Origin of the sequence: Pelomonas dachongensis (assembly GCF_043555865.1) — a bacterium.
Taxonomy (GTDB): Bacteria; Pseudomonadota; Gammaproteobacteria; order Burkholderiales; family Burkholderiaceae_C; genus Pelomonas; species Pelomonas dachongensis.
On sequence record NZ_JBIGHY010000011.1, the window covers coordinates 26,127 to 44,374 of the forward strand.

Below are 18,248 nucleotides of genomic sequence, written 5' to 3' on the forward strand. Positions count from 1 at the left end.
CTCCCAGCAGAGGTCAATGCGCTGCGAGGAAAGGGTTGGACACCGTGCGCGCCGGGCGCAGCGGGGTCGCGTCAGAAGCGGCGTCGATGGCGGCGCCCGGGGGCGCCGCCAGCAGCAGCTCGCGGGCCAGGTGGCGCAGCTCGGGCGTCAGCGGCGCATGCTGCGAGGCGCGCGGGTCCAGGCAGGCCCAGTCGCGCAGCACCGCGCCGAGGAAACCGTCGGCGCACGAGTGGAGCTGCTGCGCGATGCGAGTGGCCACGCGCAGCTGGGGGTGGCAGGCCATCAGCAGACTGTAGACCATCAGCCCCGCCCGCTGCGTGAGCCATTTCATGCCGGCGTAGGCCTCGGTGACGCTGTGCGGATCGGTATCCGCCAACAACAGTGGACGCACCTCGCGCAGCGCGACGATGCGGGCCAGCTCAGGCGCCGGTGCGTGCAGCAGGATGACGTCGGCATCCGGCGCGGCGGCAGACACGGCCTCCAGGAAGGAAGCAGCCGACCCGTTGGCATTGATATGACGCAGCGGCAGGCCGCGAGCGGCCAGGTACGACACCTTGGGCGACAGGCGCTCGATGCAGTTGGACAGGTCCACCTGCGCCAGCTCCGAGGGCGCCGGCGAATGCTCACCGGCGTCAACCACCAACGTCTTCAGGTTCAGTTCGCTGAATGCGGCGCACAGGCCTTCCAGCAGCACGCCGGCGCCCATCACGCGCGGGTTGCTGACGACCGGCACGAAGCGGGTCTTGGAGGCGGCGAAGAGGCGGCGCAGACCGTGGGCTTGATCCATCATGTTTGCCCCTCGTGCAAGGAATGCTTTGACCGGTCTCCCGAGGGGATGCGGGCCGGCTTGGGAGCGGCCCGGCGCGCGGCCCGCTCAAAACGCACTGTGACGCCTCGCATCAGTGGACCGCCCGCAGGCCCGCGTCGGCGAGCGGTCCGCCGGCGAAGATCAGGTTGACATCGGTGTTGTCCATGCGCCAGGCGCCGGATGCGGCGCCCTTCAACGCGCGCTGCACCAGCGCCACGCTGGGCAGGCGGTGCCAGTCTTCCGGCACGCGCTGGCCGTTGGCCACGCCCAGCACCTTGAGCTTGTGGCGGATCAGCGTGTCCAGCGCCGGGGCCAGCTTGACCGCTTCGTCGAGCTTGCTGAGCACCACGCCCTCGCAGGCGGCGGCTTTCCAGGCGTTGACGACGTCCTCGATGGTCTCGCCCTGCTGCGCGGCGTTGATGACCAGCAGCTTCTTGATGCTGGGGTGGGCGAGCATCTCCAGCAGCTCCTGCGTGCGGCTGTCGCGCTGCGCCATGCCGGCGGTGTCGATGAGGATGAGCTTCTTGCTGGACAGCAGGTCCAGCAGGTCGTCCAGCGACGCGCGGTCGTGCGCGGTGTGCACGGGCACACCGAGGATGCGCCCGTAGGCACGCAGCTGCTCGTGGGCGCCGACGCGGTAGGCGTCCAGCGTGATCAGGCCCAGCTGGCCAGCGCCGTACTTGGTCGCGAAGTGGGCGGCCAGCTTGGCGGTGGTGGTGGTTTTGCCAACGCCGGTGGAGCCGATCAGCGCGAACACGCCGCCCCGGTCCTCGATGGCCGGCGCGGCCTCGTCGGCCTGCAGGTTGCGCGACAGCACGTGCGCGGCCCAGGCCGTCTCGTCAGCCGGGTCGGTGGGCGAGCCGGCGCGGAAGTCCGACGGGCAGCTCTCGGCCAGCTTGCGCACCAGCGCGGGCGAGAAGCCCAGCTCCAGCAGCTTCTGCGTCAGGCGCGCCTGCACGGGCTGGCGCTGCAGCTTCTCCATGAAGGCCAGCGACGAGAAGCGCTCCTCGATGAGACCGCGCATCTGGCGCAGCTCGGCCGCCATGTCCATCTGGCTGCGCTGCACGGACGTGGGCTGGCCCGGCAGCGGCGTGGGTTCGAACGCCGTGGCGATGTCGCCCAGCTGCGGCACGGCGCGCTGCACCGGCGTGGCGGGTGGGAGGCGGATCTCGTCGCGCAGCACCGGCGGCGCGGGGCGGCGGGGCTGCGGCTGGGCAGCTGCGTGCACCTGCACCTGCGCCGGCGCGGCGCGGCGCGGCGCCATCGCGGCCATCGCGTCGGCAGCGCGGCGCTCGCGCTGCGCGCGCGCGGCGTCCAGCGACGAAGCCGCAGACTGCACCTGGGGTGCAGGCGCGGCGCGCGTGACGGGGTCGGGCTGACCAGTCATCTCGGCCTGGCGGCGGCGCAGCACGCGCTCGCGCACATAGTCCTGGAAGCTCAGCGTGCTCATGGCCAGCTGCTCCACGTCGCCGCCCACCTCGGGGGCCGCGGCGAAGCTGGGCTCCTGGCGGTTTGCGCGCTCGGCGAAGGGGGCGCGCTGCGGCGCCGCTTGCGGAGCCGGCGCCTGCGACGGCTGGCGCGCCACGGTGCGCGGCGCGGTCTGGGCGATCTGCTCGATCTGGCCCATGCCCTCGGGGGCCATAGCCAGCACTTCGACGCCTTCCGGCACGGATTTGTTGGACAGCACGACAGCGTCGGCCCCGAAGGCCTGCTTCACGAGCGCGAGGGCTTCGCGCGAGGTGCGAGCGGTGAATTTGCGGACGTTCATGCTGTGCCTCCGATGATGGAGCCGATGCGGATGGTGTGGGTTTCAGGGATCTCGCTGTGGCCGAGGACCTTGAGACGGGGCGCGGCGCGCTTGAGCAGGCGGGCCATGGGCGCGCGGATCAGGTCGGGCACCAGCAGCGTGGCGGGCACGCCGCGGTCTTCCTGCTTCTGGGCCGTCTCGGCAGCGCTGCGCGCGAGCGTGTCGGCCACGCCGGGGTCCAGCGCGGCGCCGTGCGGCGAGTTCAGCGCCTGCGTGACCAGGCGCTCCAGCTCAGGTTCCAGCGCGATGACGTCCAGCTCCTTCACGCTGCCGTAGATCTGCTGCACGATGGCCGGCGCGATGTGCATGCGGATGCGGCGAGCCAGCTCGCCGGGGTCGGTCACGGCGACGGCGTTCTCGGCCAGGCATTCGACGATGGAACGCATGTCGCGCACGTGCACGCCCTCTTCCAGCAGGTTCTGGAGGACTCGTTGCAGGGTGGCGATGCTGACCATCTTGGGAATCACGTCTTCGATCAATTGCGGCGCCTGCTTGGTGAGGTGTTCCACCAGGCTTTGCGTCTCCACGCGACCCAACAGCTTGGCCGCGTGCACTTGCATCAAGTGTGAAAGGTGGGTGGCCACGACGGTCGAGCAATCAACCACCGTAAACCCGCTCATTTGGGCCATCTCCTTCTGCCGTTCCTCGATCCACACCGCCGGCAGGCCGAAGGCGGGGTCGGTGGTGGCGGTGCCGATGAGCTTCTGTGTCGCATGGCCGGGATTGATGGCCAGCCACATGCCGGGGAAGGCCTCGGCTTCGCCGACGACGGCGCCGCGCAGCGAGATGCGGTACTGGCTGGGCCGCAGCTCCAGGTTGTCGCGGATGTGCACCGGCGGCGGCAGGAAACCGACCTCCTGCGCGAACTTGCGCCGCACGCCCTTGATGCGGCTCAGCAAGTCGCCCTCCTTGCTCTTGTCGACCAGCGTGATGAGCCGGTAGCCGACCTCCAGGCCCAGCGTATCCACCGGCACCAGGTCGTCCCAGCTGGCCTCGCCCGAGCCCTCGCTGGGCGGCATGATGGGCTTGACGGCCTTGGCTGCCTCCTGCGCCTGCTCCTTGCTGCGCAGCCACCAGGCAAGGTAGCCCAGGCCCGCGGCGATCAGCAAGAACACGACGTGCGGCATGCCCGGGATCAGGCCGAGCGCGCCGATGACGCCGGCAGTGATGGCCAGGCTCTTGGCCGAGCCGAACACCTGCTTGCCGATCTGACTGCCGATGGCCTTGTCCGTCCCCACGCGTGACACCACCATGGCGGCCGCCACCGAGATCAGCAGCGCCGGGATCTGCGCGACCAGCGCGTCGCCCACCGCCAGCAGGATGTAGCTGTTGGCGGCCTGGCTGGCGCTGAGGCCATGCTGGGCGATGCCGATGATGAAGCCGCCGACGATGTTGATGACCAGGATCAGCATGCCGGCGATGGCGTCGCCGCGCACGAACTTGCTGGCGCCGTCCATGGAGCCGAAGAAGTCCGCCTCGTCACCCAGCTCCGAACGGCGGCGCTTGGCCTCGGCCTCGTTGATGAGGCCGGCATTCAGGTCCGCATCCACGGCCATCTGCTTGCCGGGCATCGCGTCCAAAGTGAAGCGCGCGCCGACTTCGGCGATGCGCTCCGCGCCCTTGGTCACGACGATGAAGTTGATGACCACCAGGATCGCGAACACGATCAGGCCGACCGCAAAATTGCCGCCGATCAGGAAGTGGCCGAACGCCTCGATGACCTTGCCGGCCGCGCCCGTGCCGGTGTGGCCTTCCAGCAGCACCACGCGGGTGGACGCCACGTTCAGCGACAGCCGCATCAGCGTCGTCAGCAACAGCACGGTCGGGAAAGCTGCGAAGTCCAGCGGCCGGATCATGTTGGCCGCCACCATCGTCACCATCACCGCCATCGCGATGTTGAAGGTGAACAACAGGTCCAGCACGAACGGCGGCAGCGGCAGCACCATCATCGCCAGCACCAGCAGCACGGCAATGGGTGCGCCCAACGCGGCGATCACGCCGGCGCGCGGGCCGAGCAGGGCTTGGAGTTTGGCGGTGAGCTGGTTCATGCGACGGGTCTGGCCTCAATCGCATTCTTCGCGGCGGCTCGGCAAACTTGAGCCGGAGAAGCGGCGGGAAAGCCCGGCTGTTCTCAGCCCGGGCGACCTGCCCCGTTCACTCCGTGAAGTCTTCCTCGGGCTCGGGCGTCCAGCCCGGCTTGTTGTGCGGGTCGAGTTCGGGCGGCACATGCGGCCTGGGCATGTCCGGCGCGTTCACGTGGCGCGACTTCAGCGCGGCGCGCAGCTGGTAGACGTAGGCCAGCACCTGCGCCACCGCGCCGAACAGCGCCGCCGGGATCTCCTGGTCGACCTTGGCGTGGGCATAGAGCGCGCGCGCCAGCACCGGCTGCTGCAGCACGGGCACCTTGCTCTCCTTGGCCAGGTCGCGGATCTTCATGGCCAAAAGGTCGGCGCCCTTGGCGATGACCTTGGGCGCGGCCATCTTGCCCTCTTCGTACTTCAGCGCCACGGCGTAGTGGGTCGGGTTCATGACCACCAGGTCGGCCTGCGGCACGGCGGCCAGCATGCGGCGCTTGGCCATCTCGCGCATCTTGGCGCGCACCTTGGCCTTGATCTCGAGGTTGCCCTCGACCTCCTTCATTTCCTGCTTGACCTCTTCGCGGCTCATGCGCATGCGGCGCAGCCACAGCTGGCGCTGAAGCGGCACGTCGATGGCGGCGAACACGGCCAACGCGACAGCCAGCAGCCCCAGCCCGCCCATCAGCTGCTGGCCCGCATACGCCAACGCCGACGGCAGCGGCACGGACATGATGCTCACGTAGGCCGCCAGCCGGTCCTTCAACACCATGCCGCCGACGATGCCCAGCACCAACGCCAGCAGCACTGCCTTCAGCGCGGTGCCCAGACCCTGGCCGGTGAACAGCCGCTTCAGGCCACCCAGCGGATTCAGGTGCGTGAACTTGGGCGCCAGCGGCTTCATCGTCCAGTTCCAGCCACCGCTGGCGAGGTTGCTGGCGATGCCCACGAAGCTCAACAGCAGGCCGACCGGCAGCGCGACGATGGCGAACGCCAGCGTCATCTCCATCAGCCGCTCGCCCATGAAACCGGGCCGGGCCAGCAGGCTGGCGTCGAAGCGCAGGCCGGCGATCAACGTCTGGCGCAGCTTCTCAACGATCTGCGGCCCCGCCGCGGCCAGCACCGCACCGCCCGCCACCATCATGGCGAAGTGCGGCAGGTCCCGCGAGCGCGGCACCTGACCCTCGGCCCTGGATCTCTCAATCTTTTTGGGCGAGGCGGGTAAGTTGCGGTCTTGTGCGTCCTGGTCGGCCATGGCAATGCCGCAATCACAGCGCGGCGTGGGACCGCATTGTTCGGATCGCCCGGCGTAACCTGCGCCGGATCAGCGGGGTTGCCCACCCGCTGTTCCCGGCACTGACGGACTCAGTCCGCCGGGCGGCGCCGGCGCGCGACCGCCAGCACAGACAGGCCCAGCCCCATCAGCAGCGCCGACATCGGCTCGGGCACGGCGGTCACCGGCGCCATCAGGTCGAGCCCCGTCTGCGACACGAGGCTGACGGTGGACAGGTTGACCGCGCTGCCATTCAGTCGCACACCCTGCACGCCGTTCCAGGAAAGGCTCTGGGTGCCGCCACCCATCACGCTGTCGCCGGCGCCTGCCATCTGATCGGTGCAACCCGGGCAGAAGCCGAAACCGCCGCGGCCGAACGCCTGCGCCCAGGCCCACGCGTTCAAGCCCAGGGGAGCACCCGTCATCAGCAAGGCCGTGAAACTCTTGCTGCCGAAGTCCAGGCTGTTGAACGTGACGTTGCCGTACTCGTCGACCTGCAGCGTGCGGGTGCCCGAGTCGTACAACATGCCGGCACCCCAACCGGCGCTGGTGACCTGCAGCAGCCAGTGGTAGTCGCCCCCGCCCTTGCCCCATCCGCCCGCCACCGAGCTGTGCGTCACATTGGCCACGCCATCGAAGCGCATCGAGAAGTCGACCTCAACCAAGGTGCCGGCCGCCACCCCGGCAATGTCCAGCGTCATGCTGTCGTTGAAGCCGCCCCACGCATACGCGTAGCCCGTGCTGTCGCTCTGCCCATAGGTGGGCGGACTGGCGGTGCCGCCCCCGTAGCCCGACGCCCGCAGGCTCACCACGCCCGGCGCGACGCTGGCGGAGGCATGCGCAGCGGCCGACGCCGTGTACAGCGGGTAGGTCGACAGCGCGTTGGCAGCGTTGACGAGGCTCAGCGTCTCGACCGTCGTCGTGGACGCCGAACGGTCGGCGGGCGCGTGCTCGGTACTGCCCGGCGCGCCGATGACGCTGACACCCGCGCCGGCGCGCGTGAACACGGAAGCGCTGTAGGCGTGGGCCGCCAGCGGCAGTGCCAGCGCGAAGCCGGCCAGCAAGGTGACGAGCGATGGGGGGTTGAGCACGCGCATGGGGTGGTCCCTGGTTTGGAAAGGCGACGGCATGCTAGGAGGCGCGTGCCGCGCCGCCAACCCGGCTCCCCGCGAACACGTGAACCCGTTTGGCGCGACGCGGGCCATGTCCGGTTTTGGAGAAATGGCCCGCCGCCCCAGTGGCAGCTCGCTGCGCGCCCTCCCAAATGCAAACGGCTGGCACAAGGCCAGCCGTCTGAATGTCGCGCCGCAGGGTCGCGGCCGCGATGCCAGGGACTCAGAAACCGAGGCTGGCCAGCAGGTCGTCGACCTCGCCCTGGTTGGTGACGACGTCCGTGCGACCTTCGGCGTTGACGACCGGGCCTTGCAGGATGGTCGGATCGACCTTCTCGCGCTGCTCGGGCGGCACGACCTGCACCAGCAGCTTGACGAGGCTGTCTTCCAGGTCGTTGGCGAGCTTCACGACCTTGGCCACCACCTGGCCGGTCAGGTCGTGGAAGTCCTGCGCCAGCATGATGTCGGTCAGGTGGTTGTCGATGCTCTGCGTGCGGCCTTCGACATCGTTGACGAAGTTCATCACCGCGCCGCTGGCCACGGCGCGCACCGGGTCGGCGACGATGAGGGCCGCCAGTTCCTTGGTGGCCTTGCTGATGCCGACGTGCTCGGCCTTGGCCTGGTCGACGGAGTTCAGCACCTTCTCGGCCGCGGCAGCGGTCTTCTCGGCGATGTAGCTGAGGCGGCTGCGCGCATCGGGCAGGCCGTCGGTGGCCACTTGCAGCTTGGGCATGACGCCCAGGCGCTGCATGGTGTCGTGCAGAGTGCGCGTGATCGTCCCGAGCTGCTGAAAAACCTCGGGCGAGACGAGCAGGGGTTCCTGCGCCTTGGCCAACTGGTCCAACTGATCCATCGACATGGCAGTCCCCTTTTCGGTTGTTGTCAGGTCAGGCCGCAGCGGCCAGCTTCTGCATGATCTTCAGGACCTTCTCTTCCAGCGTCGCCTTGGTGAAAGGCTTGACGATGTAGCCAGCGGCGCCCGACTGAGCGGCCAGCACGATGTCTTCCTTGCGGGCCTCGGCCGTGACCATCAGCACCGGCAGGTGCTTCAGGTTCGGGTCTTCCTTGATGGCCTTCAGCAGTTCGAAGCCCGTCATGTTGGGCATGTTGATGTCGCTGACGACGAAGTCGAACTTGGCGCCCTTCAGCATGCTCAGCGCCTCGACGCCGTCTTCGGCCTCTTCGCAGTTGTTGTAGCCGATCTCCTTGAGCAGACCGCGGACGATGCGGCGCATGGTGGAGAAGTCATCAACAACCAGGAATTTCATGTCAGCGCTCATGGCGATCCTCTCTGTGCAGGCCGGGATTTCAGGGGTCAGGCCGCAGTCTAGTTCTAGCGCGGCGGCGTCGCCGATTGAGTTTGCGGCATTTTCCCGGTCGCCGGCACTTGCGTTGCACCGGGCTCGCCGGCTGTGGCATCTGCCTCAGCTTCTTCGGGCAGATTCTTCAGCACGGCGTCCTCCGCGTCGCGGTTCATCACGATGATGCTGATGCGCCGGTTCAGTGCGCCGTTGGGGTCCTTGGGGTCCAGCAGCTTGCTGGCGGCCAGGCCTTGCACGCGCAGCATGCGCGCCTCCTGCAGGCCGCCCGCCACCAGTTCACGGCGCGACGCATTTGCGCGGTCAGCCGACAGCTCCCAGTTGCTGTAGCCCTTGTCGCCCGCCGAGAACGGCTGCGCGTCGGTGTGGCCTTCCACCGTCAGCCGGTTGGGTACCTCGGTCAACACGCTGCCCAGTTCCTGCAGCAGCTCGCGCATGTAGGGCTTCACGATGGCGCTGCCGCTGTCGAACATCGGCCGGTTGCCCTCGTCGACGATCTGGATGCGCAAGCCCTCGCGGGTCATGTCCAGCCGGATCTGGCCGCCGAGAGCGGCAAGCTTTGGATTCTCGGCCAGCACGTCCTCGACCTTGGTCTTGAGCTGCTCCAGCCGCGACTTCTCCGCCTTGCGCTGCTCTTCCTTCAACGCGCGCAGCGTGTAGCTGGAGCGCTTGGCATCGCTCTGGCCTTCCTTGACCTGGCCGGTCTCGCGCGTGAGGTCCTTGCCGCCACCGCGGATGACGCTGGACGAGTCGCCCGAACCCGAGCCGCCCAGCATCGCCACGCGCAGCGGCGACTGGAAGAACTCGGCGATGCCCTTCTTGTCGCCCTCGGTCGTGGAGCCCAGCAGCCACATCAGCAGGAAGAAGGCCATCATGGCCGTGACGAAGTCGGCGTAGGCAATCTTCCACGCGCCGCCATGCGCCGCGTGGCCGCCCTTCTTCACCTTCTTGATGATGATGGGCTGGAGCTTCTTTGCATCTCCAGCCATTTAGCCCACCCCCGAAGCGCCTGCGGCGCTCCCGCTCAAGAGGGCGCCGCCAGCCGCTTGGCAAAGCCAGTTCGACGGCGGCTGCGCGATGGGCGCCGCCGGCTTCGCCGGCCGGCTGGTCAATGCACCAGGCATCATTTCTTCTTCACGTGGCCTTCGAGCTCACTGAACGACGGGCGGTCGCCAGAGAACAGCACCTTGCGCCCAAACTCGATGGCCACCTGCGGTGCGTAGCCTTGCATCGAAGCGAGCAGCGTCGTCTTGATGCACTGGAATTCCTTGCCGCCGTCTTCCACCTTCTGCTCCAGCAGGCCGGCCAGCGGCTCGGCGAAGCCGTACGCCAGCAGGATGCCCAGGAAGGTGCCGACCAGCGCCGAGCCGATCATGCCGCCCAGCACGGCTGGCGGCTGGCCGACCGAGCCCATGGTGTTCACCACGCCCAGCACGGCGGCCACGATGCCGAAGGCCGGCAGGCCGCCCGCCAGGCGTTGCAGTGCGGCGACCGCCGCGTGTTCTTCCTGGTGGTGCGTCTCGATCTCGCTGTCCATCAGCGACTCGATCTCGTGCGCATTCAGGTTGCCCGACACCATCATGCGCAAGTAGTCGGTGATGAATTCGGTGACATGGTGGTCGTTGCCCACCACCGGGTACTTCTGGAACAGCGGGCTGCTGTGCGGATCCTCGACGTCCTTCTCGATGGACATCAGGCCTTCCTTGCGCGCCTTCTGCAGGATGTCGTACATCAGCGCCAGCAGCTCCATGTAGCGGGCCTTGCTGTACTTGCTGCCCTTGAAGCAGCGCCCCAGGCCGGCAATCGTCGCCTTGACCACCTTCATCTGGTTGTTGGCCAGGAAGGCACCCATGGCGGCGCCAAAGATGGTGATCATCTCGAACGGAAGCGCCGTCAGGATGACGCCCATGTTCCCGCCGTGGACGATGAATACGCCGAAGATGCAGACCATGGAGATGGCCCAGCCGATGAGGACAAACATGCGCTGTGGGGTTGGGGGTGTTCAGACCATATCGGCCCGATGCCGGGGGGCTTGAGAAAGTATGCCGCTGCAAGCCTGCGAGTAAAGGGTCAATTGGCCCCCTTTGACGTCTCTTTCCGCCCCGGGCGGTAAAGCCACACGAACTGTCCGCCCGGCAGTTGCCAGCTCGCCACCGGGGGCACGCCGGGCACGGCGAAATCCAGGCTGACCAGCCAGGCGTCAACCTCCAGCTCGGCCACCGCCTTGGCCCACACGCGCGGCATGGACTCGGGCCGCTGGAACACGTAGACCAGCGCGAACGGCGCCCAGTCGTCGGCCCACAGGTCGCCGCGGCGCACCGTTGCGGCGCGCACGCGCCAACGCGCCAGCAGCGCCAGGGGCCGGCTCCATTCCACGCCCTCCACGCGCGCCTGCGGGTAGGCGCGCGCCAGTTCGCGCAGCCCGTCGCCGACCCCGCAACCCGCATCCAGCACACGCGCGCCGGGCGGCAGCGGCGCCAGCGCCGGCAGTGCGTCCAGCGCACCGCGCGGCGTCGGGAACAGCGGCGCCTCGCTCCAGCTGCGTCGTGGGTAGAGCCACCACAGCAACGCCAGCGGCGCAAGCCACAGCAGACTGCCGACGATGCCCTGCCCTGCCTGCCAGCCCTGCGCCAGCACCGACACCGGGAAGCCCAGCGCCACGATGAACCGGCGCCAGCGCTGCGCGTGCAGCCAGCCCAGCGCCGCGCCGGCCGCGGCGCCGAGCGCCAGCGCCGGCCCGCCCGCCAGGCCCAGCGCCAACGCCACGGAATAGACCAGCCACGCGGCCAGCCACGCCCACAGTGCCGCCAGCGGCCAGCGGGTCAACAGTCGCAGCGGCAGGTTCAGCACGGCCACGGATGGGCGGCGCGTAGCGCGGCGGCCTGGTCGGGCCGATCCGTGCCTTCCAGCACCAGGGCCAGGTTGTGCGCGGCCAGCCAGCTGCCGCGGCCGGCCACGGCGCCGGGATGTTCGGGCTGCTCGCCCAGTTCCAGGCAACGCAGCCAGGCGGCCTCGATCATGGGCAGCAGCTCGTCAGCCTGCGCTGGCTGCGACGCGGCCAGATCCAGCAGCACGTCGCCGACCGTGAAGAAGAAGTCGGGCGACCCGGCGCCGGCGTCCATCTGCGACTGCGCGAAGTCCATCGCATCGGCATGCCGGCCCAGGCACTTCAGCGCGAACAGCCGGCGTGCCACCAGGTCCAGCCACCACGGCGACGTGACGGCACCGGGCAGCGCTGCCGCGCGGGCGAAGGCCGCCTCTGCAGACTCGTGCTCGTCGTAGACGGCGCAGTCCTTGCCCAGCTGAAACCACAGGTAGGCGTCCTGCGGCGCGTCGGCCAGCGAGCGCTCCAGCAGCCGGCGGTTGCGGCCGCGCTTGTCCGCCAGCCGCGCGTCCAGGTAGCCGTCGTGCCCCACCACCAGCGGCAGGCGGCGCACCGGCAGGTCATGCACGGGCTGCTCGTGCACCCGCCCGGCGTAGCGCACCGGCCCCGGCAGCACGCGGCTCAGCCAGGCCACGGCCTCGCCGCGCTGGCCCGGCCCGAGGTCGAAGGCGTCTCGCAACTGCAGCGCGCCGACGAAGCCGGGCGGCGTGTCGCGCAGCGCCTGCAAAGCCTCGCCGCCCGAGATCAGCCATTCGTCGGCGTCCAGCACCAGGTGCCAGTCTGCGTCGGACTGGACCAGCGCGGCGTTGCGCGCAGCGGCAAAGTCGTCGCACCACGCAAAGTGGGCGACGCGCGCACCATGCGCCGCCGCAATGGCGGCGGTCGCGTCGGTGGAGCCGGTGTCCAGCACCAGCATGTCGTCCACCCAGGGGCGCACGCTGTCCAGCAGCCGCGCAAGGCGATGCGCCTCGTCGCGCGCGATCACGACAAGGGCCAGGCGGCGCGGGGCAGCGGTCATGCCCGCATTGTGTTCACGCGCGCGGGGGCAGGTGGCTGTTTCAGGGCCGGATTTCCCCCACTCCACCGGGTTTCATGGCGAGGCGACCCGGCCTAGAGTGGCAACCTCTCCAACCTCCGCGAGGCTGTCCATGATCCCCCGCACGCTGCATGTGATCTGGGTCGGCGACGAATCCAAGCGCCCCGACAACTGCATCGCCACCTGGCGCGAGCACAACCCCGACTGGACCGTGCGCGTCTGGGGCAACGACGAGCTGGCCAGCTACGGCTGGGTGAATGCCGCGCACATGCGCGACATGGCCAAGCGCGAGTTGAACGGCGTGGCCGACCTGATGCGCTGGGAGATCCTGTATCACGAGGGCGGCTTCGTCGTCGATGCCGACAGCATCTGCAAACGCCCGCTGGAGCCCTGGCTTTTCGAGGGCGAGGCCTGCGCCTGCTGGGAGAACGAGCTGATCCGCCCCGGGCTGATTGCCGCCGGCTACGTGGCCTCCAAGCCCGAGAACCCGTTCTTCGGCCAGATCATCCTGGACCTGCAGAAGGAACCCTCCGTCGTCGACCGCATGGCCTGGCAGAGCGTGGGCCCGCTGTACCTGACCGAGCAGGTGCGCCTGCAGCGCTACGCGGGGCTGACCATCTGGCCCAGCCACTTCTTCATCCCGCGCCACTTCACGGGCCACGAGTACACCGGCGGCGGTGCCGTGTTCGCCGCGCAAGAATGGGGCAGCACGCTGGGCAAGTACGACGAACTGCACAAAAGGAAGGTCGCATGAGCAACGTCGCAGAACTCGCCTCCGAACCGCGGCCCGTGAGCGACCTCCCCGTCTCGCCGCTGGAGTACGCCCATCAGAAATACTTCGTGCAGAAGGTCAAGGTCGGCGAGGACTTCGTCGGCCTGCCGCGGCTGGACGTCTTCGCGGCCCTGTGCGCCGACCGGCGCGTGCTGCACGTCGGCTGCGTGGACTGGCCCATCACCGACCTGAAGCGCTCGCTGCACCTGCAGCTGGACGCCCACTGCACACTCGACGGCTTCGACATCCACGGCGAAGCCTTCGACCAGATGCGCCCGCACGTGAAGGGCCGCCTGTTCAGCGACTGGGCCGACGTGACCGAGCGCTACGACACCGTGCTGGTGCCCGAGGTGCTGGAGCACGTGCCCGACGTGCAAGGCTTCCTGCAGCAGCTGGACGCGCTGGGCGCCGAGCAGTACATCATCACTGTGCCCGACGCCTACTCGTGCTTTCGCCGGCACTTCGACTACAACAGTGGCGCGCAGACCTTCGTCGAGGTCGTGCACCCCGACCACAACTGCTGGTACACACCGTTCACGCTGAGCAACGTGATCCGCAAGTACACGCCGTGGCAGATCGATGGCATGTTCTTCTTCAACGGTATGTCGCTGCTGGTCGTGGCCAGCAGAAGCCAGCCCGCATGACGCCAGCCGCGCTGCGCACTCAGGCCGAAGCACTGCGCCTGGCCGGCCGGCCGGCCGAGGCTATCGACCCGCTGCTGCAGGCGCTGGCGCTCGCGCCGACCGACACCGACACCTACCTGCAACTGGGTTTTGCGCTGCAGGCGCTGGGGCTGCACAGCCAGGCCGCTGAAGCCTTTCGCACGCCGGCGCTGCTGAATCCGGGCAGCGTCATGGCGCAGGGCTATCTGGTGCACGCCACGCAGAAGGCCGCCGACTGGACGCAGCTGGACACCGACCTCGCCGCACTGCGCCGGGCGCTGGCCGACAAGCCCGACACAGCGGACGACGAATTCGGCATGCCGTTCGCCCTCGTTGGCTTGACGCACACGCGCGCGGAGCTGAGGAAATCGGCCGCACTGGCAAGCCGCCACGTCGCACGCGGCCTGAAGCCGATGATGCCGAGCAAGCCCGTGCCGCGTGAGCGCCTGCGCATCGGCTATCTGTCGGCCGACTTCCATGCCCACGCCACCGCCGCGCTGTTGGTGGACCTGCTGGAGAGCCACGACCACCAGCGCTTCGACATCCGGCTGTACGCGCACGGCCCGGACGACGGCTCGGCGCTGGGCCGGCGCATCCGCGCTGCGGCACCGGTCGTCGACGTCGGCGCGCTGGGCCTGGCCGCCACGGCCGAGCGCATCCGCGCGGACGGCGTCGACATCCTCGTCGACCTGAAGGGCCACACCGCCAGCAGCCGCCTGGCCGCGCTGGCCTGCCGGCCCGCGCCGGTGCAGGTGAGCTGGCTGGGCTTTCCCGGCACCAGCGGCGCCGGGTTCATCGACTACGTCATCGGCGACCCCGTCGTCACGCCGCTGGCGCACGCGCCCGACTACAGCGAGTGCATCGCCCAGCTGCCGCACTGCTACCAGCCGCAGGACCGCCGCCGCGCCGCCGGACCGGCGCCTTCGCGTGCCGAGCTCGGGTTGAAGGACGACGCGCTGGTGCTGCTCGGCGCCAACGCCGTCTACAAGATCACGCCGGCGCTGTGGGCGGCGTGGATGGACGTGCTGCGGCAGTTGCCAGGCGCCCAGCTGTGGCAGCTCAGTGGCGGCGAGCAGGCAGATGCCCGGCTGCTGGCGGCGGCGGGCGACTGCGCCGACCGCATCGTATTTGCGCCGCCGGTGGGCATGGACGAACATCTGGCCCGATTACAGGTCGCCGACTTGGCGCTGGACAGCTGGCCCTGCAACGGCCACACCACCACGAGCGACGCGCTGGCAGCCGGCGTGCCGGTGGTCACGCTGATGAACGACAGCTTCCCCGGCCGCGTGGCCGCCAGCATCCTGGCGGCGGCGGGGGTGGACCGGTGCATCACGCACGACGCCGCCAGCTACGTGGCACGGATCTGCGATCTGGGGCGCGACGCCGCCGCCCGCCAAGCGCTGCGTGAACAAATCACGGCACGGCCGACGGGTCTGTACGACACCCCACGCTTTGCGCGCGACCTGGAGTCGCTCTACCAGCGCATGTGGGAACGCGCAGTGGCCGGCTTGCCGCCGGCACCGCTGGGCGCCTGAAGCACGCGCACCTTCCAACAGCAAGGGGCCTCACGGCCCCTTACTCATTCAGTGCATCTGGATCGAGCCCTGCGCCCGACCCTTGCCGGCACGCGCCGGCGGGTTGCACAGGCCGCAGATGTAGTGGCGCGCCACCTCGTGCGGGTGGGTGACGAACTGGCCGTTGCACTTGGAGCACTTGGTCAGCGTCAGCATGCCGTTGTCGACGAACTTCACCAGGCGCCAGGCGCGGGTGACGGACAGCATGGCTTCCAGGCCCTGGGCCGTGGTCTGCTCCTGGTACAGCTGGTAGGCCTTGATGACGGTGTCGATCTCGTCCATCTCGGCGGCCTTGTTCAGGTACTCGTGGATGTTCAGGAACAGGCTGGCGTGGATGTTGGGCTGCCAGGTCATGAACCAGTCGGTCGAGAACGGCAGCTGGCCCTTGGACGGCGACTTGCCGCTGACTTCCTTGTACAGGCGCAACAGGCGCTCGTAGGACAGATCGGTTTCCGACTCCAGCACCTGCAGGCGCGCACCGAGGTGGATCAGCTGGACGGCACGGTCGATCTGCTTGGCTTCGGTGAGGATGCTCTTGACGCGCATGGTGGGCTCCGGAATCTGTGAACTGTTGAGGCGGCTGGGCGGGTCAGGCGTGCTCGTGGCGGCCGGCCATCAGGATCGAGGCGTGGAGGCGGGACACCGACTCGTTCGCACCGGGCTTGCTGTGGTTGGTCAGCAGGCCCCACACCAGGTCGTCGTTCATGCGGAAGGCGCACAGCAGCGTGTTGCCCGCAGCGATCTTCATGATCTGTGCCGGGCTCAGCGTGCCGATCAGCGTCGCCGTGTCCTCGCTGATGCCCAGGCGGTACAGCGCCTGCTCGCGGTCCGCACGGATCAGGCTCTGGGCCAGCATCAGGTAGGACAGGTTGGCTTCACGGATCTCGGCGAGCATTTGGTCGGTGTTCATGGCGGCTTCCGTTCAGAGGTAGAGGGGTGTTGCGGATCAGTGAAACGGATTGTGTTGACCCCTCTTCTTCTTCGATATCAGGCTGCGTCGGTGCGGCGCGTCTCCGCCAGCGGCAGCGCTTGTCATCCAAATTCCTACAAGCGCGTCGGGCGCGGCGGCCCGGCAAATGACAGGGCCCCGGCAGCTGTCGCTGGCGGGGCCCTGTGAGGAAGAGGTGCGGTGGCGGTCAGTCGCGGCTGCGGCGCAGGCGCTCCAGCTCGATCATGGCCACCGGCACCAGTTCGGGCGCCTCGGCCTGCAGGCTGTCTCGGCCGACGCCCTGCTGCAGTTCGTTCAGCACGCCAATGGCGTGGTCGATCTCGCCGCGGCCCGACAGCGCGAAGGCCAGCGTGTAGAGGCTGGGACCGTGCAGCGTGTGGATCTGCAACGCACGCTCGGCGTAGGCGCGGGCGTGGTCCAGTTTGCCGGCGGCCAGCAGCAGTGCCGCCATGTCGGCCAGCAGTTCGTGGCTGAGCGGCTCGTCCTGCAGCGCCTCGTACAGCACGCCCAGGCCGCCGCCCAGGTTGCCCTTGGCCGCTTCGGCAAACGCGGCGTTGCGCGCGCGGGCCAGCAGCATGGCCGGCGCGTTGGGTGCCACGGCAACGGGGCGATGGGCTTTCTTGGCTCGGGCGGTCGTCGTCGAGGCGCGCATGGCGGGGCTCCAGTCCGGCACAGGGTTCGGCCGGGATGGGCTGGACTTTAGAAACGCCCCCCGGCGCCGATCCCGTGAAAAGCGCCACTTTTCGGGTGCGCTTGTGCCGGCGGCGGTCGATCCGAAGAACTGGCAGTTGCGAACCCTTTTGTTCAAAAGATCACGCCCTTGACAAATCGGGCTAAAGAAACTTCTCCCTCACACCGATAGCCATCCCAACGGCGCTGCAAACAGCACCGTGGTCCGGCCGGAAGGCCGAGCAGATGCGCCATCTCTGAAACGGGGTGACACGTCTGGTCGATCAACCGGCGTCGGGCGTCGCCGTCAGGGTGGCCGCAAGGCGGCTTTGGCGGACCGCACGGGTGCCCACCCGGGCATTCGGGTCTTCGTCCGGCGCTGTTGCCGGGTTCTCTCTAGCTGAAAAGGAAGCGCACCATGGCCTCGGTCATCAACACCAATCTGCTGTCGCTCAATGCGCAGCGCAACACGTCCACCACGCAGGGCACCCTGTCGGTCGCCATGCAGCGTCTGTCGTCGGGTCTGCGCGTCAACTCCGCCAAGGACGATGCCGCCGGCCTGGCCATCTCCGAACGCCTGAACGCCCAGGTGCGCGGCTCCAACGTCGCCATCCGCAACGCCAACGACGGCATCTCGCTGGCCCAGACGGCCGAAGGCGCCTTGTCCAAGGTGGGCGACTCGCTGCAGCGCATGCGTGAACTGGCTGTGCAGTCCCGCAACGCCACGAACACCAGCGCCGACCGCGACTCGCTGGACAAGGAATTCGGCGAACTCGCCAAGGAAATCCAGCGCGTGCTGGGCGGCACCACGTTCAACGGCCGCGCCATCCTGGCTGGCGACTCGGGCACGCAGACCTTCCAGGTCGGCGCCAACGTGACCTCCAACGACCGCATCGACGTCGCCACGACCAACATGACGACGGACACGTCGGTCACCGCCGTTGCCGGCACCGACAACACCGGCGCCAGCCGTGCCGTGATCAACAGCACGACCGCCAGCGACATCGACACCGTCATCACCAACATCGACACGGCCATCAACACGGTCAACAGCGAGCGCGCCACGCTGGGTGCTTCTCAGAACCGCATGGACCAGGTAATCTCCAACCTGCAGATCTCGGTGGAGAACCAGAGCGCCGCCAAGAGTCGCATCACCGATGCCGACTTCGCGCAGGAAACGGCCAACCTGAGCCGAGCGAGCATCCTGCAGCAGGCCGGCAACGCGATGATTGCCCAGGCGAACCAGATTCCGTCGCAGGTCCTGTCATTGCTTCGATGACGCCGGGCCAGCCTCGCTGGCCCTGAGCG

Annotated in this window: 18 protein-coding genes; 4 read left to right on the forward strand and 14 right to left on the reverse strand. The window is 68.7% G+C overall.

Going from position 1 to position 18,248, the window contains the following annotated elements; translation table 11 throughout:
- Nucleotides 1-13 precede the first annotated feature (13 nt).
- From ACG02S_RS22815 to ACG02S_RS22865, 11 genes are all read right to left on the reverse strand, one after another.
- Nucleotides 14-787, reverse strand: coding sequence for a MinD/ParA family ATP-binding protein (locus ACG02S_RS22815; RefSeq protein ID WP_394472802.1), 774 nt, complete (start codon nucleotides 785-787; stop codon nucleotides 14-16).
- A 112-nt stretch (nucleotides 788-899) separates the two neighbouring features.
- The gene (gene flhF / locus ACG02S_RS22820; protein WP_394472803.1) at nucleotides 900-2,576 is read right to left on the reverse strand and encodes a flagellar biosynthesis GTPase FlhF; all 1,677 of its coding nucleotides are present in this window, start codon (nucleotides 2,574-2,576) and stop codon (nucleotides 900-902) included.
- Complete coding sequence (gene flhA, locus ACG02S_RS22825; RefSeq protein WP_394472804.1) at nucleotides 2,573-4,663, reverse strand: flagellar biosynthesis protein FlhA; 2,091 nt, start codon at nucleotides 4,661-4,663, stop codon at nucleotides 2,573-2,575. The genes flhF and flhA overlap by 4 nt, the downstream gene beginning before the upstream one ends.
- A 106-nt stretch (nucleotides 4,664-4,769) precedes the next feature.
- A complete protein-coding gene (flhB, locus tag ACG02S_RS22830) occupies nucleotides 4,770-5,945 on the reverse strand; it encodes a flagellar biosynthesis protein FlhB (RefSeq protein ID WP_394472805.1) in 1,176 nt (391 codons plus the stop codon).
- Nucleotides 5,946-6,055: 110 nt separating this feature from the next.
- A complete protein-coding gene (locus ACG02S_RS22835) occupies nucleotides 6,056-7,060 on the reverse strand; it encodes a PEP-CTERM sorting domain-containing protein (RefSeq protein WP_394472806.1) in 1,005 nt (334 codons plus the stop codon).
- Between the two features lie 238 nt (nucleotides 7,061-7,298).
- Entirely contained in the window at nucleotides 7,299-7,928 is a 630-nt protein-coding gene (locus ACG02S_RS22840) for a protein phosphatase CheZ (protein ID WP_394472865.1), read from the reverse strand.
- Nucleotides 7,929-7,962: 34 nt separating this feature from the next.
- Nucleotides 7,963-8,355 carry a chemotaxis response regulator CheY gene (cheY, locus tag ACG02S_RS22845; RefSeq protein WP_233371843.1) on the reverse strand — a complete coding sequence of 131 codons (393 nt, stop codon included), beginning with the start codon at nucleotides 8,353-8,355 and terminating at the stop codon, nucleotides 7,963-7,965.
- A 53-nt stretch (nucleotides 8,356-8,408) separates the two neighbouring features.
- The gene (gene motB / locus ACG02S_RS22850) at nucleotides 8,409-9,383 is read right to left on the reverse strand and encodes a flagellar motor protein MotB (protein WP_394472807.1); all 975 of its coding nucleotides are present in this window, start codon (nucleotides 9,381-9,383) and stop codon (nucleotides 8,409-8,411) included.
- Between the two features lie 134 nt (nucleotides 9,384-9,517).
- The gene (gene motA, locus ACG02S_RS22855) at nucleotides 9,518-10,375 is read right to left on the reverse strand and encodes a flagellar motor stator protein MotA (protein WP_394472808.1); all 858 of its coding nucleotides are present in this window, start codon (nucleotides 10,373-10,375) and stop codon (nucleotides 9,518-9,520) included.
- 89 nt (nucleotides 10,376-10,464) lie between these two features.
- Entirely contained in the window at nucleotides 10,465-11,250 is a 786-nt protein-coding gene (locus ACG02S_RS22860) for a class I SAM-dependent methyltransferase (RefSeq protein ID WP_394472809.1), read from the reverse strand.
- Nucleotides 11,238-12,296: a glycosyltransferase gene (locus ACG02S_RS22865; protein ID WP_394472810.1), complete on the reverse strand. Its 1,059-nt coding sequence runs from the start codon at nucleotides 12,294-12,296 to the stop codon at nucleotides 11,238-11,240. Before ACG02S_RS22865 ends, ACG02S_RS22860 begins: the two co-directional genes overlap by 13 nt.
- A 130-nt stretch (nucleotides 12,297-12,426) precedes the next feature.
- Between ACG02S_RS22865 and ACG02S_RS22870 the strand changes: the two genes are divergently transcribed.
- The 3 genes from ACG02S_RS22870 to ACG02S_RS22880 are packed head-to-tail and all read left to right on the forward strand — an operon-like array spanning nucleotide 12,427 to nucleotide 15,283.
- Nucleotides 12,427-13,068, forward strand: a complete 642-nt coding sequence (locus ACG02S_RS22870; RefSeq protein ID WP_394472811.1) for a glycosyltransferase family 32 protein — start codon at nucleotides 12,427-12,429, stop codon at nucleotides 13,066-13,068.
- Nucleotides 13,065-13,730 (forward strand): class I SAM-dependent methyltransferase, encoded by a 666-nt coding sequence (locus ACG02S_RS22875; protein WP_394472812.1) that lies wholly within the window; start codon nucleotides 13,065-13,067, stop codon nucleotides 13,728-13,730. The genes ACG02S_RS22870 and ACG02S_RS22875 overlap by 4 nt, the downstream gene beginning before the upstream one ends.
- The gene (locus ACG02S_RS22880) at nucleotides 13,727-15,283 is read left to right on the forward strand and encodes an O-linked N-acetylglucosamine transferase, SPINDLY family protein (RefSeq protein ID WP_394472813.1); all 1,557 of its coding nucleotides are present in this window, start codon (nucleotides 13,727-13,729) and stop codon (nucleotides 15,281-15,283) included. Before ACG02S_RS22875 ends, ACG02S_RS22880 begins: the two co-directional genes overlap by 4 nt.
- Before the next feature lie 48 nt (nucleotides 15,284-15,331).
- On the opposite strand, the gene flhC is transcribed toward ACG02S_RS22880, so the two are convergent.
- The 3 genes from flhC to ACG02S_RS22895 form a co-directional block, all read right to left on the reverse strand.
- Entirely contained in the window at nucleotides 15,332-15,868 is a 537-nt protein-coding gene (gene flhC / locus ACG02S_RS22885; protein ID WP_394472814.1) for a flagellar transcriptional regulator FlhC, read from the reverse strand.
- 43 nt (nucleotides 15,869-15,911) lie between these two features.
- Nucleotides 15,912-16,232 carry a flagellar transcriptional regulator FlhD gene (gene flhD, locus ACG02S_RS22890; protein WP_394472815.1) on the reverse strand — a complete coding sequence of 107 codons (321 nt, stop codon included), beginning with the start codon at nucleotides 16,230-16,232 and terminating at the stop codon, nucleotides 15,912-15,914.
- A 226-nt stretch (nucleotides 16,233-16,458) separates the two neighbouring features.
- Nucleotides 16,459-16,923, reverse strand: coding sequence for a hypothetical protein (locus ACG02S_RS22895; RefSeq protein WP_394472816.1), 465 nt, complete (start codon nucleotides 16,921-16,923; stop codon nucleotides 16,459-16,461).
- A 435-nt stretch (nucleotides 16,924-17,358) separates the two neighbouring features.
- Here ACG02S_RS22895 and ACG02S_RS22900 point away from each other — a divergent pair, with 435 nt between their 5' ends.
- Nucleotides 17,359-18,219: a flagellin N-terminal helical domain-containing protein gene (locus tag ACG02S_RS22900; protein ID WP_394472817.1), complete on the forward strand. Its 861-nt coding sequence runs from the start codon at nucleotides 17,359-17,361 to the stop codon at nucleotides 18,217-18,219.
- Nucleotides 18,220-18,248 lie beyond the last annotated feature (29 nt).

Coding starts and splice junctions, on each gene's coding strand:
- ACG02S_RS22815 (WP_394472802.1), bottom strand. CDS start 787: ATGGATCAAGCCCACGGTCTGCGCCGCCTCTTCGCCGCCTCCAAGACC.
- flhF (WP_394472803.1), bottom strand. CDS start 2,576: ATGAACGTCCGCAAATTCACCGCTCGCACCTCGCGCGAAGCCCTCGCG.
- flhA (WP_394472804.1), bottom strand. CDS start 4,663: ATGAACCAGCTCACCGCCAAACTCCAAGCCCTGCTCGGCCCGCGCGCC.
- flhB (WP_394472805.1), bottom strand. CDS start 5,945: ATGGCCGACCAGGACGCACAAGACCGCAACTTACCCGCCTCGCCCAAA.
- ACG02S_RS22835 (WP_394472806.1), bottom strand. CDS start 7,060: ATGCGCGTGCTCAACCCCCCATCGCTCGTCACCTTGCTGGCCGGCTTC.
- ACG02S_RS22840 (WP_394472865.1), bottom strand. CDS start 7,928: ATGGATCAGTTGGACCAGTTGGCCAAGGCGCAGGAACCCCTGCTCGTC.
- cheY (WP_233371843.1), bottom strand. CDS start 8,355: ATGAGCGCTGACATGAAATTCCTGGTTGTTGATGACTTCTCCACCATG.
- motB (WP_394472807.1), bottom strand. CDS start 9,383: ATGGCTGGAGATGCAAAGAAGCTCCAGCCCATCATCATCAAGAAGGTG.
- motA (WP_394472808.1), bottom strand. CDS start 10,375: ATGTTTGTCCTCATCGGCTGGGCCATCTCCATGGTCTGCATCTTCGGC.
- ACG02S_RS22865 (WP_394472810.1), bottom strand. CDS start 12,296: ATGACCGCTGCCCCGCGCCGCCTGGCCCTTGTCGTGATCGCGCGCGAC.
- ACG02S_RS22870 (WP_394472811.1), top strand. CDS start 12,427: ATGATCCCCCGCACGCTGCATGTGATCTGGGTCGGCGACGAATCCAAG.
- ACG02S_RS22875 (WP_394472812.1), top strand. CDS start 13,065: ATGAGCAACGTCGCAGAACTCGCCTCCGAACCGCGGCCCGTGAGCGAC.
- ACG02S_RS22880 (WP_394472813.1), top strand. CDS start 13,727: ATGACGCCAGCCGCGCTGCGCACTCAGGCCGAAGCACTGCGCCTGGCC.
- flhC (WP_394472814.1), bottom strand. CDS start 15,868: ATGCGCGTCAAGAGCATCCTCACCGAAGCCAAGCAGATCGACCGTGCC.
- flhD (WP_394472815.1), bottom strand. CDS start 16,232: ATGAACACCGACCAAATGCTCGCCGAGATCCGTGAAGCCAACCTGTCC.
- ACG02S_RS22895 (WP_394472816.1), bottom strand. CDS start 16,923: ATGCGCGCCTCGACGACGACCGCCCGAGCCAAGAAAGCCCATCGCCCC.
- ACG02S_RS22900 (WP_394472817.1), top strand. CDS start 17,359: ATGGCCTCGGTCATCAACACCAATCTGCTGTCGCTCAATGCGCAGCGC.